This is a genomic window from Pseudomonas sp. S5D5 (assembly GCF_003013355.1).
In the GTDB taxonomy this organism is placed as follows: domain Bacteria; phylum Pseudomonadota; class Gammaproteobacteria; order Pseudomonadales; family Pseudomonadaceae; genus Aquipseudomonas; species Aquipseudomonas aylmerensis.
This window is the reverse complement of the sequence record NZ_PTEO01000001.1, coordinates 6,100,750-6,116,543: the sequence shown is the minus strand read 5'-3', so window position 1 is coordinate 6,116,543 and position 15,794 is coordinate 6,100,750. Positions and strand designations below refer to the sequence as shown.

17 protein-coding genes are annotated in these 15,794 nt (G+C 62.9%); 5 read left to right on the top strand and 12 right to left on the bottom strand.

The window, feature by feature from the left end:
- Positions 1 to 66: 66 nt before the first annotated feature.
- From cueR to C9990_RS28005, 3 genes are all read right to left on the bottom strand, one after another.
- Complete coding sequence (cueR, locus tag C9990_RS28015) at positions 67 to 468, bottom strand: Cu(I)-responsive transcriptional regulator (protein WP_065900353.1); 402 nt, start codon at positions 466 to 468, stop codon at positions 67 to 69.
- On the bottom strand, positions 465 to 2,666 hold the full coding sequence (locus tag C9990_RS28010; protein WP_106805258.1) for a cation-translocating P-type ATPase: 2,202 nt from the start codon (positions 2,664 to 2,666) through the stop codon (positions 465 to 467). The genes cueR and C9990_RS28010 overlap by 4 nt, the downstream gene beginning before the upstream one ends.
- A 66-nt stretch (positions 2,667 to 2,732) precedes the next feature.
- Positions 2,733 to 3,113, bottom strand: a complete 381-nt coding sequence (locus C9990_RS28005) for a hypothetical protein (protein ID WP_106805257.1) — start codon at positions 3,111 to 3,113, stop codon at positions 2,733 to 2,735.
- A 147-nt stretch (positions 3,114 to 3,260) separates the two neighbouring features.
- Between C9990_RS28005 and C9990_RS28000 the strand changes: the two genes are divergently transcribed.
- Both C9990_RS28000 and C9990_RS27995 read left to right on the top strand, forming a co-directional pair.
- Positions 3,261 to 3,458 (top strand): heavy-metal-associated domain-containing protein, encoded by a 198-nt coding sequence (locus C9990_RS28000; protein WP_106805256.1) that lies wholly within the window; start codon positions 3,261 to 3,263, stop codon positions 3,456 to 3,458.
- Positions 3,459 to 3,543: 85 nt separating this feature from the next.
- Positions 3,544 to 4,737 (top strand): multidrug effflux MFS transporter, encoded by a 1,194-nt coding sequence (locus C9990_RS27995; RefSeq protein WP_065900361.1) that lies wholly within the window; start codon positions 3,544 to 3,546, stop codon positions 4,735 to 4,737.
- Positions 4,738 to 4,745: 8 nt separating this feature from the next.
- Here C9990_RS27995 and C9990_RS27990 read toward each other — a convergent pair whose 3' ends face one another.
- From C9990_RS27990 to C9990_RS27980, 3 genes are all read right to left on the bottom strand, one after another.
- Positions 4,746 to 4,928, bottom strand: coding sequence for a hypothetical protein (locus C9990_RS27990; protein ID WP_027607955.1), 183 nt, complete (start codon positions 4,926 to 4,928; stop codon positions 4,746 to 4,748).
- A gap of 145 nt (positions 4,929 to 5,073) precedes the next feature.
- Positions 5,074 to 6,087 (bottom strand): zinc-binding alcohol dehydrogenase family protein, encoded by a 1,014-nt coding sequence (locus C9990_RS27985; RefSeq protein ID WP_065900365.1) that lies wholly within the window; start codon positions 6,085 to 6,087, stop codon positions 5,074 to 5,076.
- A gap of 25 nt (positions 6,088 to 6,112) precedes the next feature.
- Complete coding sequence (locus C9990_RS27980; protein ID WP_065900367.1) at positions 6,113 to 6,406, bottom strand: putative quinol monooxygenase; 294 nt, start codon at positions 6,404 to 6,406, stop codon at positions 6,113 to 6,115.
- A gap of 116 nt (positions 6,407 to 6,522) precedes the next feature.
- Here C9990_RS27980 and C9990_RS27975 point away from each other — a divergent pair, with 116 nt between their 5' ends.
- Both C9990_RS27975 and C9990_RS27970 read left to right on the top strand, forming a co-directional pair.
- Positions 6,523 to 7,452, top strand: a complete 930-nt coding sequence (locus C9990_RS27975) for a LysR family transcriptional regulator (protein WP_065900369.1) — start codon at positions 6,523 to 6,525, stop codon at positions 7,450 to 7,452.
- 134 nt (positions 7,453 to 7,586) lie between these two features.
- On the top strand, positions 7,587 to 8,282 hold the full coding sequence (locus C9990_RS27970) for a helix-turn-helix transcriptional regulator (RefSeq protein ID WP_106805255.1): 696 nt from the start codon (positions 7,587 to 7,589) through the stop codon (positions 8,280 to 8,282).
- A 107-nt stretch (positions 8,283 to 8,389) separates the two neighbouring features.
- On the opposite strand, the gene C9990_RS27965 is transcribed toward C9990_RS27970, so the two are convergent.
- On the bottom strand, positions 8,390 to 9,343 hold the full coding sequence (locus tag C9990_RS27965) for an adenosine deaminase (RefSeq protein WP_106805254.1): 954 nt from the start codon (positions 9,341 to 9,343) through the stop codon (positions 8,390 to 8,392).
- Positions 9,344 to 9,536: 193 nt separating this feature from the next.
- Between C9990_RS27965 and C9990_RS27960 the strand changes: the two genes are divergently transcribed.
- On the top strand, positions 9,537 to 10,628 hold the full coding sequence (locus C9990_RS27960; protein ID WP_106805253.1) for a calcium:proton antiporter: 1,092 nt from the start codon (positions 9,537 to 9,539) through the stop codon (positions 10,626 to 10,628).
- Between the two features lie 139 nt (positions 10,629 to 10,767).
- On the opposite strand, the gene C9990_RS27955 is transcribed toward C9990_RS27960, so the two are convergent.
- From C9990_RS27955 to C9990_RS27935, 5 genes are all read right to left on the bottom strand, one after another.
- Positions 10,768 to 12,126: an 8-oxoguanine deaminase gene (locus tag C9990_RS27955; protein WP_065900375.1), complete on the bottom strand. Its 1,359-nt coding sequence runs from the start codon at positions 12,124 to 12,126 to the stop codon at positions 10,768 to 10,770.
- Positions 12,127 to 12,307: 181 nt separating this feature from the next.
- Positions 12,308 to 12,994, bottom strand: a complete 687-nt coding sequence (locus C9990_RS27950) for an SDR family oxidoreductase (RefSeq protein ID WP_106805252.1) — start codon at positions 12,992 to 12,994, stop codon at positions 12,308 to 12,310.
- 56 nt (positions 12,995 to 13,050) lie between these two features.
- Positions 13,051 to 13,632, bottom strand: coding sequence for a YigZ family protein (locus tag C9990_RS27945; protein WP_106805251.1), 582 nt, complete (start codon positions 13,630 to 13,632; stop codon positions 13,051 to 13,053).
- A gap of 11 nt (positions 13,633 to 13,643) precedes the next feature.
- A complete protein-coding gene (locus C9990_RS27940) occupies positions 13,644 to 14,303 on the bottom strand; it encodes a TetR/AcrR family transcriptional regulator (RefSeq protein ID WP_065900379.1) in 660 nt (219 codons plus the stop codon).
- An 87-nt stretch (positions 14,304 to 14,390) separates the two neighbouring features.
- On the bottom strand, positions 14,391 to 15,785 hold the full coding sequence (locus tag C9990_RS27935; RefSeq protein ID WP_065900381.1) for a uracil-xanthine permease family protein: 1,395 nt from the start codon (positions 15,783 to 15,785) through the stop codon (positions 14,391 to 14,393).
- Positions 15,786 to 15,794 lie beyond the last annotated feature (9 nt).

Below are 15,794 nucleotides of genomic sequence, written 5' to 3'. Positions count from 1 at the left end.
GCCTGCATCGCGGGCAAGCCCGGCTCCCGCCCACATTTTGTTCTGTCTGGGGCGAGTAAAGCTCAGTCAGGCGCAGCAACTGCCCGAAGCCAACTCCTTGAGAATCGGACAATCCGGCCGATGATCGCCCTGGCAATGTTCTACCAGGTCCTGCAGCGTGTCGCGCAGTTGCCCCAACTCCAGAATTTTCTGATTGAGCTCATCGATGTGCTGGCGCGCCAGGGCTTTCACGTCCGCGCTCGCGCGTTGGCGGTCTTGCCACAGGGCCAGCAACTTGCCAACTTCCTCCAGGGAAAACCCCAGGTCCCGTGAGCGTTTGATAAACGCCAGTGTGTGCAAATCGTCGCCGCTGTAGACGCGGTAGCCGCTGTCGGTGCGGTGGGCGGCTTTCAACAGACCGATGGATTCGTAGTAGCGAATCATCTTGGCGCTCAGCCCGCTCTGGCGGGCGGCTTGGCCGATGTTCATGGGCGTTGATCCTCCGGGTCCTTGGGTTTCCAGGTTTTCAACAGTAAGGCATTGCTGACCACGCTGACGCTGGACAAGGCCATGGCCGCGCCCGCGAGCACCGGGTTGAGCAGGCCGAACGCCGCCAGCGGAATGCCGATCAAGTTATACACAAAGGCCCAGAACAGGTTCTGGCGGATCTTTGCGTAGGTCTTGCGGCTGATCTCCAGGGCGGCAGGCACCAGGCGCGGGTCGCCGCGCATCAAGGTGATACCCGCCGCATGCATCGCCACGTCGGTGCCGCCGCCCATGGCGATGCCAATGTCGGCAGCCGCCAGGGCCGGGGCATCGTTGATGCCGTCGCCGACCATCGCCACCACGCCGGTTTTTTTCAACTCGGCGACGGTGGCGGCTTTTTCGGCGGGCAGCACTTCAGCGTGTACATCCTCGATGCCCAGCGCCTGCGCAACTACTTGGGCGCTGCCGCGATTGTCACCGGTGAGCAGATGACTGCTGATCTGCTGCGCCTTGAGTTGCTGCACGGCCGCAAGCGCCCCCGGCTTGAGCGTATCGCCAAAGGCAAACAGCCCGAGCACACGCGGTTGCGGGCCTTGCTCGATCAGCCAGGACAAGGTCCGGCCTTCGGCTTCCCAGGCGCTGGCGGAGCCGGACAGTTCACCGGCGTTCAAACCGCTTTCTTCCAACAGCCGACGGTTACCCAGCGCCAGTTGCCGGCCCGCCAGGGTGCCGGCAATGCCGCGCCCGGTCAGGGCTTGGCTGGCGCTCACATCGGCGACATCCAGCCCTCGTTCGCGGCAGGCATCCAGCACCGCCTTGGCCAGCGGATGTTCACTGCCGCGCTGCAAGGCACCGGCGTGCTGCAGCAATGATGCTTCGTCGCCATCCACCGCCGCCAGGTGCGCAATTCTTGGCGTGCCGGAGGTGAGGGTGCCGGTCTTGTCGAACACCACGGCGCTCACGGCGTGCGCACGCTCCAGGGCTTCGGCGTCCTTGATCAGGATGCCGTAGCGCGCGGCGACGCCGGTGCCGGCCATGATCGCCGTCGGTGTGGCCAGGCCCAGGGCGCATGGGCAGGCGATCACCAGCACCGCGACCGCGTTGATGATTGCCGTCTCCAGGGAGGCGCCGTACAGCCACCAGCCCACCAGCGTGATCAACGCCAGCACCAGCACCGCCGGCACGAACACTTGGCTGACTTTATCCACCAGCTTCTGGATCGGGGCCTTGGCGGCCTGGGCGTCTTCCACCAGGCGGATGATGCGTGCCAGCACGCTTTCCGCACCCAAGGCGAGGGTGCGCACCAGCAGGCGGCCTTCGCCGTTAATGGCGCCGCCGGTGACCGAGTCGCCCGGCTGCTTTGGCACCGGCAGGCTCTCGCCACTGATCAGCGCTTCGTCGGCGTGGCTTTGGCCGTCGACCACTTCACCGTCCACCGGGAAGCGTTCGCCGGGCTTGACCAGCACCAGGTCGCCGCGCTTCAACGCGTTGATCGCGACATCTTCCTCGCGGCCATCGACCACGCGAATCGCGCGCTCCGGGCGCAGCGCTTCGAGGGCGCGGATGGCGCTGGCGGTCTGGCGTTTGGCGCGGCTTTCCAGGTATTTGCCGAGCACCACCAGGGCAATCACCACGGCCGAGGCCTCGAAGTACAAATGGGGCATGCTGCCGGCCGGTGCGGTGAGCCACTCATAAATGCTCAGGCCGTAGCCGGCGCTGGTGCCGATGGCCACCAGCAAGTCCATATTCCCGGCACCGGCGCGCACGGCTTTCCAGGCGGCGATATAAAAGCGCGCACCGAAGATGAACTGCACCGGCGTCGCCAGCGCGAACTGCACCCAGGCCGGCAGCATCCAGTGCAGGCCGAAAGGCTCCACCAGCATCGGCAGCACCAACGGCAGCGCCAGCAGGATCGCCAGCAGCAATGCCCAGCGCTCGCGGTGCAGGCGCCGGGCCTGGTCGACCTCGGTGGCGGCTTCGCTCTGGGGCAGGCTGGCGCTGTAGCCGGCCTTGTCGACGGCGGCGATCAACACGTTCGGGTCCATCTGGCCGAGCACTTCAACATGCGCGCGTTCGTTGGCCAGGTTGACGCTGACGCTTTGCACCCCCGGCACTTTGCCCAGCGCGCGTTCGACACGCCCGGCGCAGCTGGCGCAGGTCATGCCGCCGATGGGCAGGTCAAAGGTGGTGGATCCATTCATGGGGCAGTCCTCCAGGAGAAGTTGCCCCTAGGATCAACCTTGACCTGTGGGGAAGGTCAAGCGCCTTTAATATTCCAGTGCGGCAGGCTTGAGGTACATACCGTCCGGGCCCTGCGCGATGCGCAATTTGCGTACGTCGCCGACCTTCAGCGTGATGTTCTGCGCCGGTGGCGCGAGCATGCCCGGCAGGCAGCCAGGGGACTGGCCCGGCAACAGCTTCAGGCGTAACGACACGTTGCCGGCGGGCAAGTTGAACGAGGTGGATTGCTCCTGGAACAGCCGGCCTGCCAGCTGGTCCTGGATATATAGGCCGATTTCGCAATTGGTCGGCACTTCCAGGCGTTCGCGGGAAATGATCAGCACCGCATAGTCTTCTGCGGCACTGGCCGTGGGCGCAACGGCAGACAAGCTCATCAGGCCGACAAGGCCAAAAAACGACCAGCGCATGGCGAATGCTCCGTGGATTGAATCAAAGATGAGTGAAGCTTGGCCGACGTCGCCGCCGAATACCAGCCCGGCAGATCATCCTGGAACTTGACCTTGCCATCGTGGCAAGGTCGAGACTGGGTTCAACCTCATCAAAGGAGTCATGTCATGCAAGTATTCAGCGTTGAAGGAATGACCTGCGGCCACTGCGTTCGGGCCGTCACCCAGGCGGTGCAGAACGAGGACCCGGCCGCGAGCGTGAAGGTCGACCTGGCGGCGAAGGAAGTGGGGGTGGAAAGCCGTCTGTCTGCCGAGCAGGTGATCAGCCTGATCAGTGAAGAAGGCTACAGCGCCAAGCTCGCCTGACCCGCTCAAATAGTTAGCGAGCTATCGTGTTAAATGCACCCAAGCGCGGCTAGACTGTCGGGCTGCCGACACACTTGGGTGCCTGATGAACCTCCGTATAATCCTGATTCTGGGTGCCTTGAGCGCCTTCGCGCCGCTGGCGATCGATTTCTATCTGCCGGGCTTTCCAGCCATGGCCACCGCGTTCGCGACCGACGAAAAACACATCCAGCTGACCCTGGCGGTGTATTTCGGCGGCCTGGCCATCGGCCAATTGATCTACGGTCCGCTGGCGGACCGCTTTGGTCGGCGCGGCCCGCTGCTCAGCGGCGTGACCCTGTTTACCCTGGCCTCCTTCGCCTGCGCCTTTGCGCCGTCATTGGAATGGCTGATCGGCGCGCGCTTCGTGCAGGCCCTCGGCGGTTGCGCCGGCATGGTGATTTCCCGCGCGGTGGTCAGCGACAAATGTGATGCGGTGGGCTCGGCCAAAGTGTTTTCCCAACTGATGCTGGTCACCGGCCTGGCGCCGATCCTCGCGCCGCTGGCCGGTGGGCTGATGGTCGGCTTGTGGGGCTGGCAGTCGATTTTCCTGGCGCTGTCGATCTTCAGCGTAATGGCCGCCGTCGCCGTGGCCGTGGGGTTGCCCGAGACGTTCCCGGCCCATCAACCACGCCAGCCTTTGTCTGGATCGCTGCGTCGCTACGGTTCGCTGCTGTCAGACCGGGTCTACCTCGGCTATGCGCTGACCGGCGGCATCTCGATTGCCGGGATGTTTGCCTACATCGCCGGTTCGCCTTTCGTGTTTATCAAGCTCTATGGCGTGCCCGCCGAGCATTACGGCTGGGTCTTCGGCTCCAACGCCGCCGGCTTTATCCTGATGGCCCAGGTGAACGCACGCCTGCTGGCCAAGCGCGGCCCCGCGTTTTTGCTGTCGCGCACGGTCTGGCTTTACATGCTGGCCGCGTTGACGCTGCTGGGTATCGCAGCCTTGCGCACCGACGCGCTGTGGCCGCTGCTGGTGCCGCTGTTTATCTGCATCGCGAGCCTGGGCTGCATTTTGCCCAACACCTCGGCCTGCGCCATGGCCGGGCAGGGTGCCCGGGCGGGCAGTGCTTCGGCGTTGCTCGGCTGCATCCAGTTTGGCGTGGCGGCGGGCGCCGCGTCGCTGGTCGGCGTGTTGCATGACGGCACGGCGATGCCGATGGCCATGGTCATCAGCTTGTGCGGTGTATTGGCGGTGACGATTGCGATGTCGACCCAGCGCCTGCAACGGGCGAGGGCCCTGCAGGCGCAGGCCTGAAATGCGGGTCAGCCAGCGGCGGAACGTTGCTGGCTGAGCGGGAAGCGGTGGGGCGCCTGGATACGGGCTTGCAGGGTGTCGGCAAAGGCTCGGGCCTCGGCTTCACTGCGAAATGTAAACGCGTCGCCGTCGAGACGAACTTGCCATTTATTGCCTGGGGATTTTGCTAACGCTTTTATCAGGATTTTCATTGCTGACTTCCTCACGTAAAAGAATCGTGGCAAAGGCGGCCAATATAAACCCGAATACGCTCACAAATATGACAAAGATCAACTCTCTGACTAGCGGCGTCGTCCCTTACCTACAGGAATAAGGGACGACGCTGACAGACCGTTTTTAGAAGCCTTCCAGCACGATCTTGCCCTTGGCCTTGCCGCTCTCCAGCAGCGCATGGGCGCGGCGCAGGTTCTCGGCGTTGATCACGCCGAAGTGCTCGCCCACAGTGGTTTTCAAGGTACCGGCGTCGATCAGCTCGGCCACGCGGTTGAGCAGGTTGTGCTGCTCGATCATGTCCGGGGTCTCGAACATCGAGCGCGTGTACATGAACTCCCAGTGCAGCGACAGGCTCTTGCGCTTGAGTGTGCTCACGTCCAGCGCCTTGGGATCGTCAATCAGTGCCAGCTTGCCCTGGGGTTGCAGGGCTTCCACCAGTTGTTCGAGGTGATGGTCGGTCTGGGTCAGGCTGGCAACGTGGGTCACTTGCGGGTGGCCGGCGGCTTTCAGCGCTTCGCTCAGCGGTTGGCTGTGGTCGATCACCAGGTCGGCGCCGAGGTCCTTGGCCCAGGCCTGGGTTTCCGGGCGCGAGGCGGTGCCGATGACTTTCAGTGCTGTCAGTTGGCTGGCCAACTGGGTCAGGATCGAACCCACGCCACCGGCCGCGCCGACGATCAGCAGGCTCTGGCCCTCGTCCTCTTTACTCTCACGTACCTGCAGGCGTTCGAACAGCAGTTCCCAGGCGGTGATGGCGGTCAGGGGCAGCGCGGCGGCCTCGGCAAAACCCAGGCTCTTGGGCATATGGCCGACGATGCGCTCGTCCACAGTGTGCAACTCGCTGTTGCCACCTGGGCGTACCAGGGAGCCGGCGTAGAACACCTTGTCGCCGGCCTTGAACAGTGTCACTTCGCTGCCGACGGCCTTGACCACACCGGCCACATCCCAGCCCAACACCTTGGCGTCGCCGTTTTCCGGGGCGACGTTCTGGCGGACCTTGGTGTCCACCGGGTTGACCGAGATGGCTTTGACTTCCACCAGCAGGTCGCGTGGACCGGCGACCGGTGCTGGCAGTTCGATGTCTTGCAGGGCGCTGGGATCGTTAATCGGCAGGGATGCGTAGTAGGCAATGGCTTTCATGATGGCTCCGGAAAAAGGGCAGTGATCAGGCGAGAAATTTCAGGCGCTTGAGTTCGAAGTGTTCGATCACATCGGCGGCCTTGGCGCGAAAACTCTGGATGTGTGCGCTCTGGTCGTGGTCGGCCAGTGCGGCGTCATCGGCCCAGCGTTCGAGCATGTAGAAGGTCTCGGGGTGTTGCAGGTCCTGGTGCAGGTCGTATTGCTCGCAACCGGCTTCCAGGCGGGTGGGTTCCAGCAGGCCGCGCAGCAGGGTTTCCAGGGTGGCCTGTTGGCCGGGCTTGGCGATCAGCGTGGCAATGACGTTAAAGGCAGTGGACATGGCAACTCCAGACACGTGATGAACGGGATGTACAGATGATTGGCTATTTCCCGTGAAGATAAAAGCGGCTAAAACAGCAGTCTGTTTCAACGAAATTTTGATAATGGATGGGATGCATGCTGCGTTTTGACGATTTGCAGTTGTTTGTTCGCGCAGCCGACCTGGGCAGCCTTTCGGCTGCAGCGCGGGTCATGGACCTGTCGCCCGCCGTGGCCAGCGCGGCACTCAAGCGGATTGAAGAGCAACTGGGCACGCGCCTGCTGGCCCGGTCCACGCGCAGCCTGCGCCTGACTGCCGAAGGCGAGGGTTTCCTCGAATACGCGCGCGCCGCGTTGGGCGCGCTGGATGAGGGGCGGCGCCTGTTGGCCAGCGGCCAGGACCATGTCAGCGGCGTGCTGCAACTGTCAGCGCCGTCGGATTTCGGCCGCAACCAGCTGCTGCCGTGGCTGGATGAGTTCCAGCGTGAACACCCGCAACTCACCGTACGTTTATTGTTGGGTGATCGAATCGCCGACCTGTTCCGCCAGCCGGTGGATATCGCCCTGCGTTATGGCGAGCCGGAAGACTCAAGCCTGATTGCGCTGCCCGTGGCTCCCGAGAATGTCCGAGTGCTGTGTGCCGCGCCCAGCTACCTCGCACGCCACGGGGAGCCCCGGCACCTGGAACAATTGGCCCAGCACAACTGCCTGTTGTACATGCTCGGCAGCCGGGTCCACGACCATTGGAGTTTCCACGACGGCAAGCGCGAAGTCAGCCTGACGGTCTCGGGTGATCGCTTCAGCGACGACGCCGACGTGGTGCGACGCTGGGCGGTGGCTGGCGTGGGCATTGCCTACAAGTCATGGCTGGATGTGAGCACCGATGTGCTGGCCGGGCGCTTGCGATTGATCCTGCCGGAGCTGCGCGGCGAGCGAACGCCACTGAATCTGCTGTGCGCGCACCGTGCGCAGTTGAGTAAACCCATCAACCTGCTGCGGGAAATGCTTGTGGCTCGCTGTGCGACATTGACCGCGCAAAGGCCAGAGCGCCCGCGCGCTTCGCAGTAGCCTCCATCAAAGCAGGAAATTTCACTCAGAGCCTGTCCCTATACGTGCTGTCGGACGTCGAGGAACCGCGGGTTTGCGCACCTATACTTCGGCACCAACCGCAGCAGATAAATGATTCAACAGGGAGTGGATAGATGGAACAGGCACCTTGCATCAGTCAGATCGCCAGCTTGCTCGCCGAGCCCAAGCGTACCGCCATGCTATGGGCATTGATGGACGGCTCGGCCAAGTCTTGCGCCGAACTGGCCTCCCTCGCCGAGCTGTCACCGGCGTCCGCCACGGCACACCTGGCACGGCTGACCGGCAGCGGCCTGCTGCGGGTCGAAGCTCGACGCGGCCAGCGGCTGTTTCGCATGGCGGCAGCGGACGTCAGCAGCGCCATCGATGCCCTGGCCACGACGACCATGGCCAGTGCCGTGCGTTCTGCCCCCGAGTCGTCGCCGCCGGCCTTGATGGCGCCTGCGTCGCTGCGCCACGCACGGTTATGCCATGGTCACCTGGGCGGCGAGCTGGCGGCGGGGGTGTATCAACGGATGATCGACGCAGGGTGGATCGAGCGCGCTGAGCAGCGCACCGACGTCACGTTCAAGGGTGCGCAGCGCTTGGCGAGGCTGGGTATTTTCACGCCGGCGCTGGCGTCACCGCTGGCGTGCGATTGTTTTGACTGGAGCCAGCATCAACCGCACCTGGGAGGGGCGTTGGGTGCGGGGTTGCTACAACTGTTTGTGCAGTCGGGCTGGATTCGCGCGGTCAACGAGTCCCGCGCCTTGCTGGTCAGCGAGACCGGGCTGGCGGAAATCACTCGGCTCGCGGCGCCGGAGCAGGCTTGAGGTGAAGAGGTCGCCGTTGGAGCGGGCTTGCTCGCAAAGGCGGCGTGTCAGTCACTCGGTGTTTGACTGATCTGCCGCCTTCGCCAGCAAGCCCGCGTCCGGCATCGTCAGGTTTTTACCAGTCGCGCGTCCAGGCTGTTCTGCGCCAGGCGTTTGGCCTGGTCCTGGGTCATGCCCAGCGAGGTGTACAGCGCGTGGAAGTTCTCGGTGACATAGCCGCCGAAGTACGCCGGATCATCCGAGTTCACCGTCACCTTCACGCCACGCTCGAGCATGTCGAGGATGTTGTGCTGCGCCATGTCGTCGAACACGCACAGTTTGGTGTTGGACAGCGGGCATACGGTCAGCGGGATCTGCTCGTCGATGATGCGCTGCATCAGGCGTTCGTCTTCGATGGCGCGCACGCCATGGTCGATACGCTGGATTTTCAGCAGGTCGATGGCTTCCCAGATGTACTCGGGCGGGCCTTCTTCGCCGGCGTGGGCAACCGTGAGGAAGCCTTCGTGGCGAGCACGGTCGAACACGCGCTGGAACTTGCTCGGCGGGTGGCCCATTTCCGAACTGTCCAGGCCCACGGCCACGAACGCGTCACGGAACGGCAGCGCCTGGTCGAGGGTTTTCTCGGCCTCGGCTTCGCTCAGGTGGCGCAGGAAGCTGAGGATCAAGCCGCTGGTGATCCCCAGTTGCTGCTCGCCATCTTTGAGGGCCGCGGCGATACCGTTGAGCACCACTTCGAACGGGATGCCACGGTCGGTATGGGTCTGCGGGTCGAAGAACGGTTCGGTATGGATCACGTTCTGTTCTTTGCAGCGCAGCAGGTAGGCCCAGGTCAGGTCATAGAAATCCTGGGAGGTGCGCAGCACGTCGGCGCCCTTGTAATACAGGTCGAGAAACTCTTGCAGGTTGTTGAAGGCGTAGGCCTTGCGCAGGGTTTCAACGTCGTTCCACGGCAGCGCGATCTTGTTGCGCTCGGCCAGGGCGAACAGCAGCTCAGGCTCCAGCGAGCCTTCCAGGTGCAGGTGCAATTCAGCCTTGGGCAGGGCGTTGAGCCAATCGTACATTTCTATAATTCTCATCAGGTGCAATGGCGGCATTCTACAGGTCATGGCTGAAATAATCGGCAAAACCTGACCGGCAGAAGAGTTTTGGTGGGTTCGCGCAAGGGCCGCGTGAACTAAGGTGTAACGAAACGTTAGCGGCGTGACGCAGTCTGTACCCCATCAATGACTGATTTGCCGTCCTAAAAGGCCCGGAATGCTCACATCCCTCAAGCAAGAAAAATTCATGTTGCTGGCGCTGATTGCCGCCATCGCCGCCTACCCGTTGGAGCACTGGATGCTGCACAGCGGGCAGATGGTCGCGCTGCTGGCCGGCGTGGTGCTGATTGCGTTTATCGTGGTGGCCTCGATGCGCGTGGCGCACCATGCCGAGCAGTTGGCGGAAAAGGTCGGCGACCCCTACGGCACGATGATCCTGACCCTCGCCGCCGTACTGGTGGAAGTGGTGATCCTGGCGATCATGATGAGCAATGAGCCGTCGCCAACCCTGGTGCGCGACACCATCTATTCGGCAGTGATGCTCGATATCAACGGCATCCTCGGCCTGGCGGCGTTGATGGGCGGCATCAAGCATGGCGAACAGTCCTACAACGATGATTCGGCACGCACCTACAGCGTGATGATCCTCACCGCCATGGGCGTGTCGATGGTGGTGCCGGAATTTATCCCCGAGGCCGACTGGAAAATCTACTCGGCCTTCACCATCGGTGCGATGGTGGTGCTCTACACCCTGTTCCTGAGAATGCAGGTAGGGCCGCACAGTTATTTCTTCAGCTACAGCTACCCGGAAAAGCGTCGCAAGAAACTGCCGGAAGAGGATCAGGCGCCGCCGGTGAACCTGGCGTTCTCCATCGGCACCCTGGTGTTTGGCGTGATTGTGATTGGCGCACTGGCCGAAGTGATGTCCAAGACGCTCGACCTGGGCCTGGAAGGTACGGGAGCACCGCCGGTCATCACTGCGATTGTGGTCGCGGCGATTTCAGCGGCACCGGAAATCCTGACGGCCTTGCGCGCCGCCCTGGCCAACCGCATGCAATCGGTGGTCAACATCGCGTTGGGTGCATCCTTGTCGACGGTGATCCTGACGGTGCCGGTCATGGAGGCCATGGCGCTCTACACCGGCCAGCCGTTCCAGATGGCGATGACGCCGGTGCAGACGGTGATGGTGTTTATCACGCTGATTGTCAGCGCGATCAACCTCAACGATGGCGAAACCAACGCTATCGAAGGGATGACCCACTTTGTGCTGTTTGCGACGTTTATCATGCTGTCGTTGCTGGGTTTGTAAACGGCTCTACAGAGCACCCTGGAAACCAGTGTGGGAGCGGGCTTGCTCGCGAAGGCAGTGTGTCAGTCGATGCATAAGCTGACTGATCTACTGCATTCGCGAGCAAGCCCGCTCCCACATGTTGATGGCGTTTCTTCCGTTAAATTGGGTTGATCAGTTCACGCGCCGCCTGGCTGTGATCGGCAATCAAGCCTTTGAGGTCCAGGCCTTCAACCTGCCCGTCGATCACACGCCACTGGCCGCCGATCATCACCCGGTCCGCACGGTCCGCACCACACAGCAGCAGGGCGGAAATCGGGTCGTGGCTGCCGGAGAAGCGCAGCTCATCGAGCTTGAACAGCGCCAGGTCGGCCTGTTTGCCAACGGCCAGCTCGCCGATATCCGTGCGCCCCAGCAGCTGCGCCGAACCCTTGGTCGCCCAGCCCAGTACGCCTTCTGGCGTGATCTTCTCGGCGCCATAACGCAGGCGCTGGATGTACAGGGCCTGGCGGGTCTCGAGAATCATGTTCGAGGCATCATTGGAGGCCGAGCCGTCCACGCCCAGGCCGATAGGCGCGCCGGCGGCGAGCAGGTCCAGGGTCGGACAGATGCCCGACGCCAGGCGCATGTTCGAACTCGGGCAGTGGCAGATGCCGGTACCGGCCGCTCCCAGGCGCGCGATTTCATCCGGGTTGAAGTGAATGCCATGGGCCAGCCAGGTGCGCGGGCCGAGCCAGCCGACACTGTCGAGGTAGTCCACCGTGCGCAGGCCGAAACGCTGCAGGCAGAAGTCTTCTTCATCGAGGGTTTCCGCCAAGTGGGTGTGCAGGCGCACATCGAGTTGGTCGGCCAGCTCGGCGCTGGCGCGCATGATTTCCGGCGTGACGGAAAACGGCGAGCAGGGCGCCAGGGCAATCTGGATCTGCGCGCCGTCGCCCCGCTGGTGGTATTCGCGGATCAGGCGTTGGCTGTCGTCAAGGATCACTTGGCCTTGTTGCACCGTCTGCTGCGGCGGCAGGCCGCCGTCGGCTTCGCCCAGGCTCATGGAACCGCGGGTGAGCATGGCGCGCATGCCCAGTTCGCGCACGCTTTGCACCTGTACATCGATGGCATTTTCCAGGCCGTCGGGGAACAGGTAGTGGTGATCGGCCGCCGTGGTGCAGCCCGAGAGCAGCAGCTCGGCGAGTGCAACTTTAGTGGCCAGCGCGAGTTTTTCCGGGGTCAGCCGTGCCCATACCGGGTACAGGGTTTTCAACCAGGGAAACAACGGCTGGTTGACCACCGGCGCCCAGGCGCGGGTCAGGGTCTGATAGAAATGGTGGTGGGTGTTGATCAGCCCCGGGAGGATCACGTGTTCGCGCGCGTCGAACACCTGCGCGCAGGGTTGTGCGGGGGCTTGGCCCAGGGGAAGCAGCTCGGTGATTACACCGTCTTGCAGCACCAGGCCGCCACGGGCGTCGAGGCCGTTGGCAGTGAAAATAGCGAGGGGGTTTTTTAACCAGATACGGGTCGCAGGCATTGGCCGGCTCCTCTGAATGATGGGTTCAGGTTTGCCAGCTCAGTGTTGCCCTGTCTGCTGATCCAGGGTCGCCGGTGAGGGCGAGATGCAGAGTCTACTTGTAGTCTATGTTCGGGTCTATCTGTAGGAACGCGCTGCTTTTGAGACCATCGCCGGCAAGCGTTCCCACAGTGGAGTGGCGTTACCAGGCGATGGTGTCGCCCTTGTAGTCGATGAAGTGATGGCCGCCCTTGCCGGTGTAGGCGTTCACCTGGTCCACCAGGCCGCGCACGCTGGTGTCGACATCGATATGCGCGTTTTCGCCGCCCATGTCGGTCTTCACCCAGCCCGGATGAAGCGACAGCACGGTGAGCTTGTGGTCACCGAGTTGCGTGATAAAGCTGTTGGTCATCGAGTTGAGCGCGGCCTTGCTCGCCTTGTACAGCGCCAGGTCCGAGCCATCGGGGATGGTCACGCTGCCCAGCACCGAACTCATGAACGCCAGCACACCGCTGTCCTTGCGGATCTGCCCGACAAAGCGCTGGGCCAGGTTGATCGGCGCCACGGCGTTGGTGAAGAACAGCTGGCCGACTTCCGCCAGGGTGGCATGACCAGGTTCCTGATTGGCGGGGCCCTTGACGCCGGCGTTGACGAACAGCAGGTCGAAGGTGCGGTCCTTGAGGCGCTGGTTCAGGGCGATCACGGCTTGTTGATCGTCCATGTCGAGCTTCTCGATCTGCACCGGGCCGACGGCTTTGAGGGCATCGGCCTTGTTCGGATCACGCACGGTGGCGGTCACGTCCCAGCCATCCTTGAGCAATTGCTTGACCAGGCCAAGGCCCAGCCCGCGCGAGGCGCCGATGATCAGTGCGGTTTTTGGCGTAGACATGAAGGGCTTCCTTTGAAATCGCGGTTCAGGGAACTCAGTGCACAACAGTAGCAGTTTCAGCGTTGCAGCAGGATACGTCCTCGGCTCAAGTCGGCGAGCTGGGTTTGCAGGGTGTCGATCTGGGTTTCGCCCAGGGCCAGTTGCAGCTCCACGCCGTTGGCGGTGAAGTTTTCCTCGACGACGAGCCCGCCGAGTTCGGCGACGCGCAGCTTGACCAGGTTCAGTTCGGAGAAGCTGCAGGCGCAACTCAGCGGCACGCGGCTGATCAGCTCGATGCGCTCGGCGGCCTGCAGGCATTTATTCGCGCCGCCGCCATAGGCGCGCGCGAGGCCGCCGGTACCCAGTTGGATGCCGCCGTACCAGCGGATCACCAGCACGGCGACCTGATCGAATCCTTGTGCCTCGATGGCCGCAAGGATCGGCCGCCCAGCGGTGCCGCCAGGTTCACCGTCGTCATTGCTGCGGTATTGATCGGCGAGCTTCCAGGCCCAGCAGTTGTGCGTGGCGTTCAAGTCGCTGTGTTGCTCGAAAAACGCCTGGGCGTCCTGCGGGCTGGTGATCGGTGCGGCGAGGGTGATAAAGCGGCTTTTGCGAATTTCTTCGCGAAACTCGCAAAGGCCGGTAAGCGTGAAAGGCATAAGTCGCGTCTTCAGGGGGCCGGCTTGACGCCACAGCCTTTGAGAATGATGTGGATCAGGTTGGTCCCGGCGTCTTCCATGTCTTGCTTGGTCAGCTTGGTGCGCCCGGTGACACGGCAGATCTGGGTGGCGAAGTCGGCGTAATGCTGGGTGCTGCCCCACAACAGGAAGATCAGGTGTACCGGGTCGACCGGGTCCATCTTGCCGGCATCCATCCAGGCCTGGAACACCGCCGCCCGGCCGCTGAACCAGGCGCGGTAGTCCTGGCTGAAATATTCGGTCAGGCATTCGCCGCCGCTGATGATCTCCATCGCGAAGATCCGCGAGGCCTGGGGTTGGCGTCGCGAGAATTCCATCTTGGTGCGAATGTAGCGGGTGAGGGCTACAGCCGGGTCGTCATCGGCGGTCAGGGCGTTGAAGGTGCTGTCCCACAACTCCAGGATATTGCTGAGCACCGCGATATACAGGCCCAGTTTATTGGTGAAGTAGTAATGCAGGTTGGCCTTGGGCAGCCCGGCGCTCGCGGCAATCGTATTCATGCTGGTGCCTTTGTAGCCATGGCGCGCGAACTCATCTTCAGCAGCCTGGAGAATCGCTTGTTCGTTCTTTTGCCGAATGCGGCTGGCGGGTTTACCGGCGGGGTTGCTGTGGGCAGGAACTTCGAGGCTCATGGAGGTTTCCGTGCTGATCGATGATGGCGACGTGTGCACAGATAACCCACCCTCAAGCCTCAGACAAGTCCCGATGCAATAAAACCGTCAAAGCGGTTCAAGGCTGTCGCTTTCCGACGCGCGGTTTGCGGCAACCGAGGTCGCTTTGGTTTCCGGCAGTAATAGGCACAACACAATCGCCGTCAGCCCGCCGCTGGTGATGGCCGAGTCGAACAGGTTCTGCACCAGGACGGGCATCAAGTGCAGCAGGTTGGGTTGGGCGGCAATGCCCAGGCCGACGCCGAATGAAGTGGCGATGATCAGCATGCTGCGCCGGTCCAGCGGCGCCTGGGCCAGGATGCGCACGCCGGCGGCGGCCACGCTGCCGAACATCACCAGGGTCGCACCGCCCAGCACCGGCTTGGGGATCTGCTGCAGCACCGCGCCAATCAACGGGAACAGGCCCAGGGCGAACAGCACCACGCCGATGTACAGCCCGACGTAACGGCTGGCCACGCCGGTGAGTTGGATCACGCCGTTGTTCTGCGCAAAGGTGGTGTTGGGGAAGGCGCTGAAGGTGGCGGCGATCATGCAGCTGACGCCATCGCCGAGCACGCCGCCTTTAAGCCGGCTTATATAAGCAGGGCCGCTGATGGGTTGACGGGCGATCATGCAGTTGGCCGTGAGGTCGCCCACGGTTTCGATACTGCTGATCAGATAAATCAGCGCGATTGGCAGGAATGCGCTCCAGTCGAAGTTGAAGCCGAAGCGAAACGGTATCGGCAGGCTGACCAGAGGCAAATCGGGCAGGGCGTGTGGCACCAGCTTGCCACTGAACCATGCCGCCAGGCTGCCGAGGGCCAACCCGATAATGATGGCCGAGAGGCGCACCCACGGCGTGTTGGAGCGATTGAGCAGGATGATCGTCAGCACCACGAACAGGCCCAGCGCCAGGTTGGTCGGGGCGCCGAAGTCCGGGGCATTGAAGCCGCCGCCCAAATCCGTGATGCCGACCTTGATCAGGCTGATGCCGATCAGCGTGATGACAATCCCGGTGACCAACGGGGTGATGACCCGGCGCAACTGGCCGATGAAACGACTCAACACGATCTGTACCGCCGCGCCGAAAAAGCACACACCGAAGATCATCGCCAGGATGTCTTCCGGGCTGCCGCCACGTTGCTTGACCAGGAACCCTGCGGACAACACTGCGCCGAGAAACGCAAAGCTGGTGCCCTGCAGGCAGATCATCCCGGCGCCAATGCCGAATGGCCTGCGGGCCTGGATGAAGGTTCCTACGCCGGACACCATCAAAGCCATGCTGATCAGGTAGGGCAAGTGGGCGGTAAGGCCCAGCGTGGACCCGATGATCAGCGGCGGGGTGATGATGCCGACGAAGGCGGCCAACACATGTTGCAAGGCGGCCAGCAGGGAGGGCAGCGGTTTCGGTCGGTCATTCAGGCCGTAGATCAGGTCACTGGGGCTGGTGGATTCTGGTGGCATGGCGGGCAA

What these genes read in the sequence shown, in the direction of transcription:
- C9990_RS27945 (WP_106805251.1), bottom strand. Translation starts at nt 13,632, where the DNA reads ATGCCTTTCACGCTTACCGGCCTTTGCGAGTTTCGCGAAGAAATTCGC.
- C9990_RS27990 (WP_027607955.1), bottom strand. Translation starts at nt 4,928, where the DNA reads ATGAAAATCCTGATAAAAGCGTTAGCAAAATCCCCAGGCAATAAATGG.
- C9990_RS27955 (WP_065900375.1), bottom strand. Translation starts at nt 12,126, where the DNA reads ATGCCTGCGACCCGTATCTGGTTAAAAAACCCCCTCGCTATTTTCACT.
- C9990_RS27970 (WP_106805255.1), top strand. Translation starts at nt 7,587, where the DNA reads ATGGAACAGGCACCTTGCATCAGTCAGATCGCCAGCTTGCTCGCCGAG.
- C9990_RS28000 (WP_106805256.1), top strand. Translation starts at nt 3,261, where the DNA reads ATGCAAGTATTCAGCGTTGAAGGAATGACCTGCGGCCACTGCGTTCGG.
- C9990_RS27935 (WP_065900381.1), bottom strand. Translation starts at nt 15,785, where the DNA reads ATGCCACCAGAATCCACCAGCCCCAGTGACCTGATCTACGGCCTGAAT.
- C9990_RS27965 (WP_106805254.1), bottom strand. Translation starts at nt 9,343, where the DNA reads ATGTACGATTGGCTCAACGCCCTGCCCAAGGCTGAATTGCACCTGCAC.
- C9990_RS27980 (WP_065900367.1), bottom strand. Translation starts at nt 6,406, where the DNA reads ATGTCCACTGCCTTTAACGTCATTGCCACGCTGATCGCCAAGCCCGGC.
- C9990_RS27975 (WP_065900369.1), top strand. Translation starts at nt 6,523, where the DNA reads ATGCTGCGTTTTGACGATTTGCAGTTGTTTGTTCGCGCAGCCGACCTG.
- C9990_RS27960 (WP_106805253.1), top strand. Translation starts at nt 9,537, where the DNA reads ATGCTCACATCCCTCAAGCAAGAAAAATTCATGTTGCTGGCGCTGATT.
- C9990_RS27995 (WP_065900361.1), top strand. Translation starts at nt 3,544, where the DNA reads ATGAACCTCCGTATAATCCTGATTCTGGGTGCCTTGAGCGCCTTCGCG.
- C9990_RS28010 (WP_106805258.1), bottom strand. Translation starts at nt 2,666, where the DNA reads ATGAATGGATCCACCACCTTTGACCTGCCCATCGGCGGCATGACCTGC.
- C9990_RS27950 (WP_106805252.1), bottom strand. Translation starts at nt 12,994, where the DNA reads ATGTCTACGCCAAAAACCGCACTGATCATCGGCGCCTCGCGCGGGCTG.
- C9990_RS28005 (WP_106805257.1), bottom strand. Translation starts at nt 3,113, where the DNA reads ATGCGCTGGTCGTTTTTTGGCCTTGTCGGCCTGATGAGCTTGTCTGCC.
- C9990_RS27940 (WP_065900379.1), bottom strand. Translation starts at nt 14,303, where the DNA reads ATGAGCCTCGAAGTTCCTGCCCACAGCAACCCCGCCGGTAAACCCGCC.
- cueR (WP_065900353.1), bottom strand. Translation starts at nt 468, where the DNA reads ATGAACATCGGCCAAGCCGCCCGCCAGAGCGGGCTGAGCGCCAAGATG.
- C9990_RS27985 (WP_065900365.1), bottom strand. Translation starts at nt 6,087, where the DNA reads ATGAAAGCCATTGCCTACTACGCATCCCTGCCGATTAACGATCCCAGC.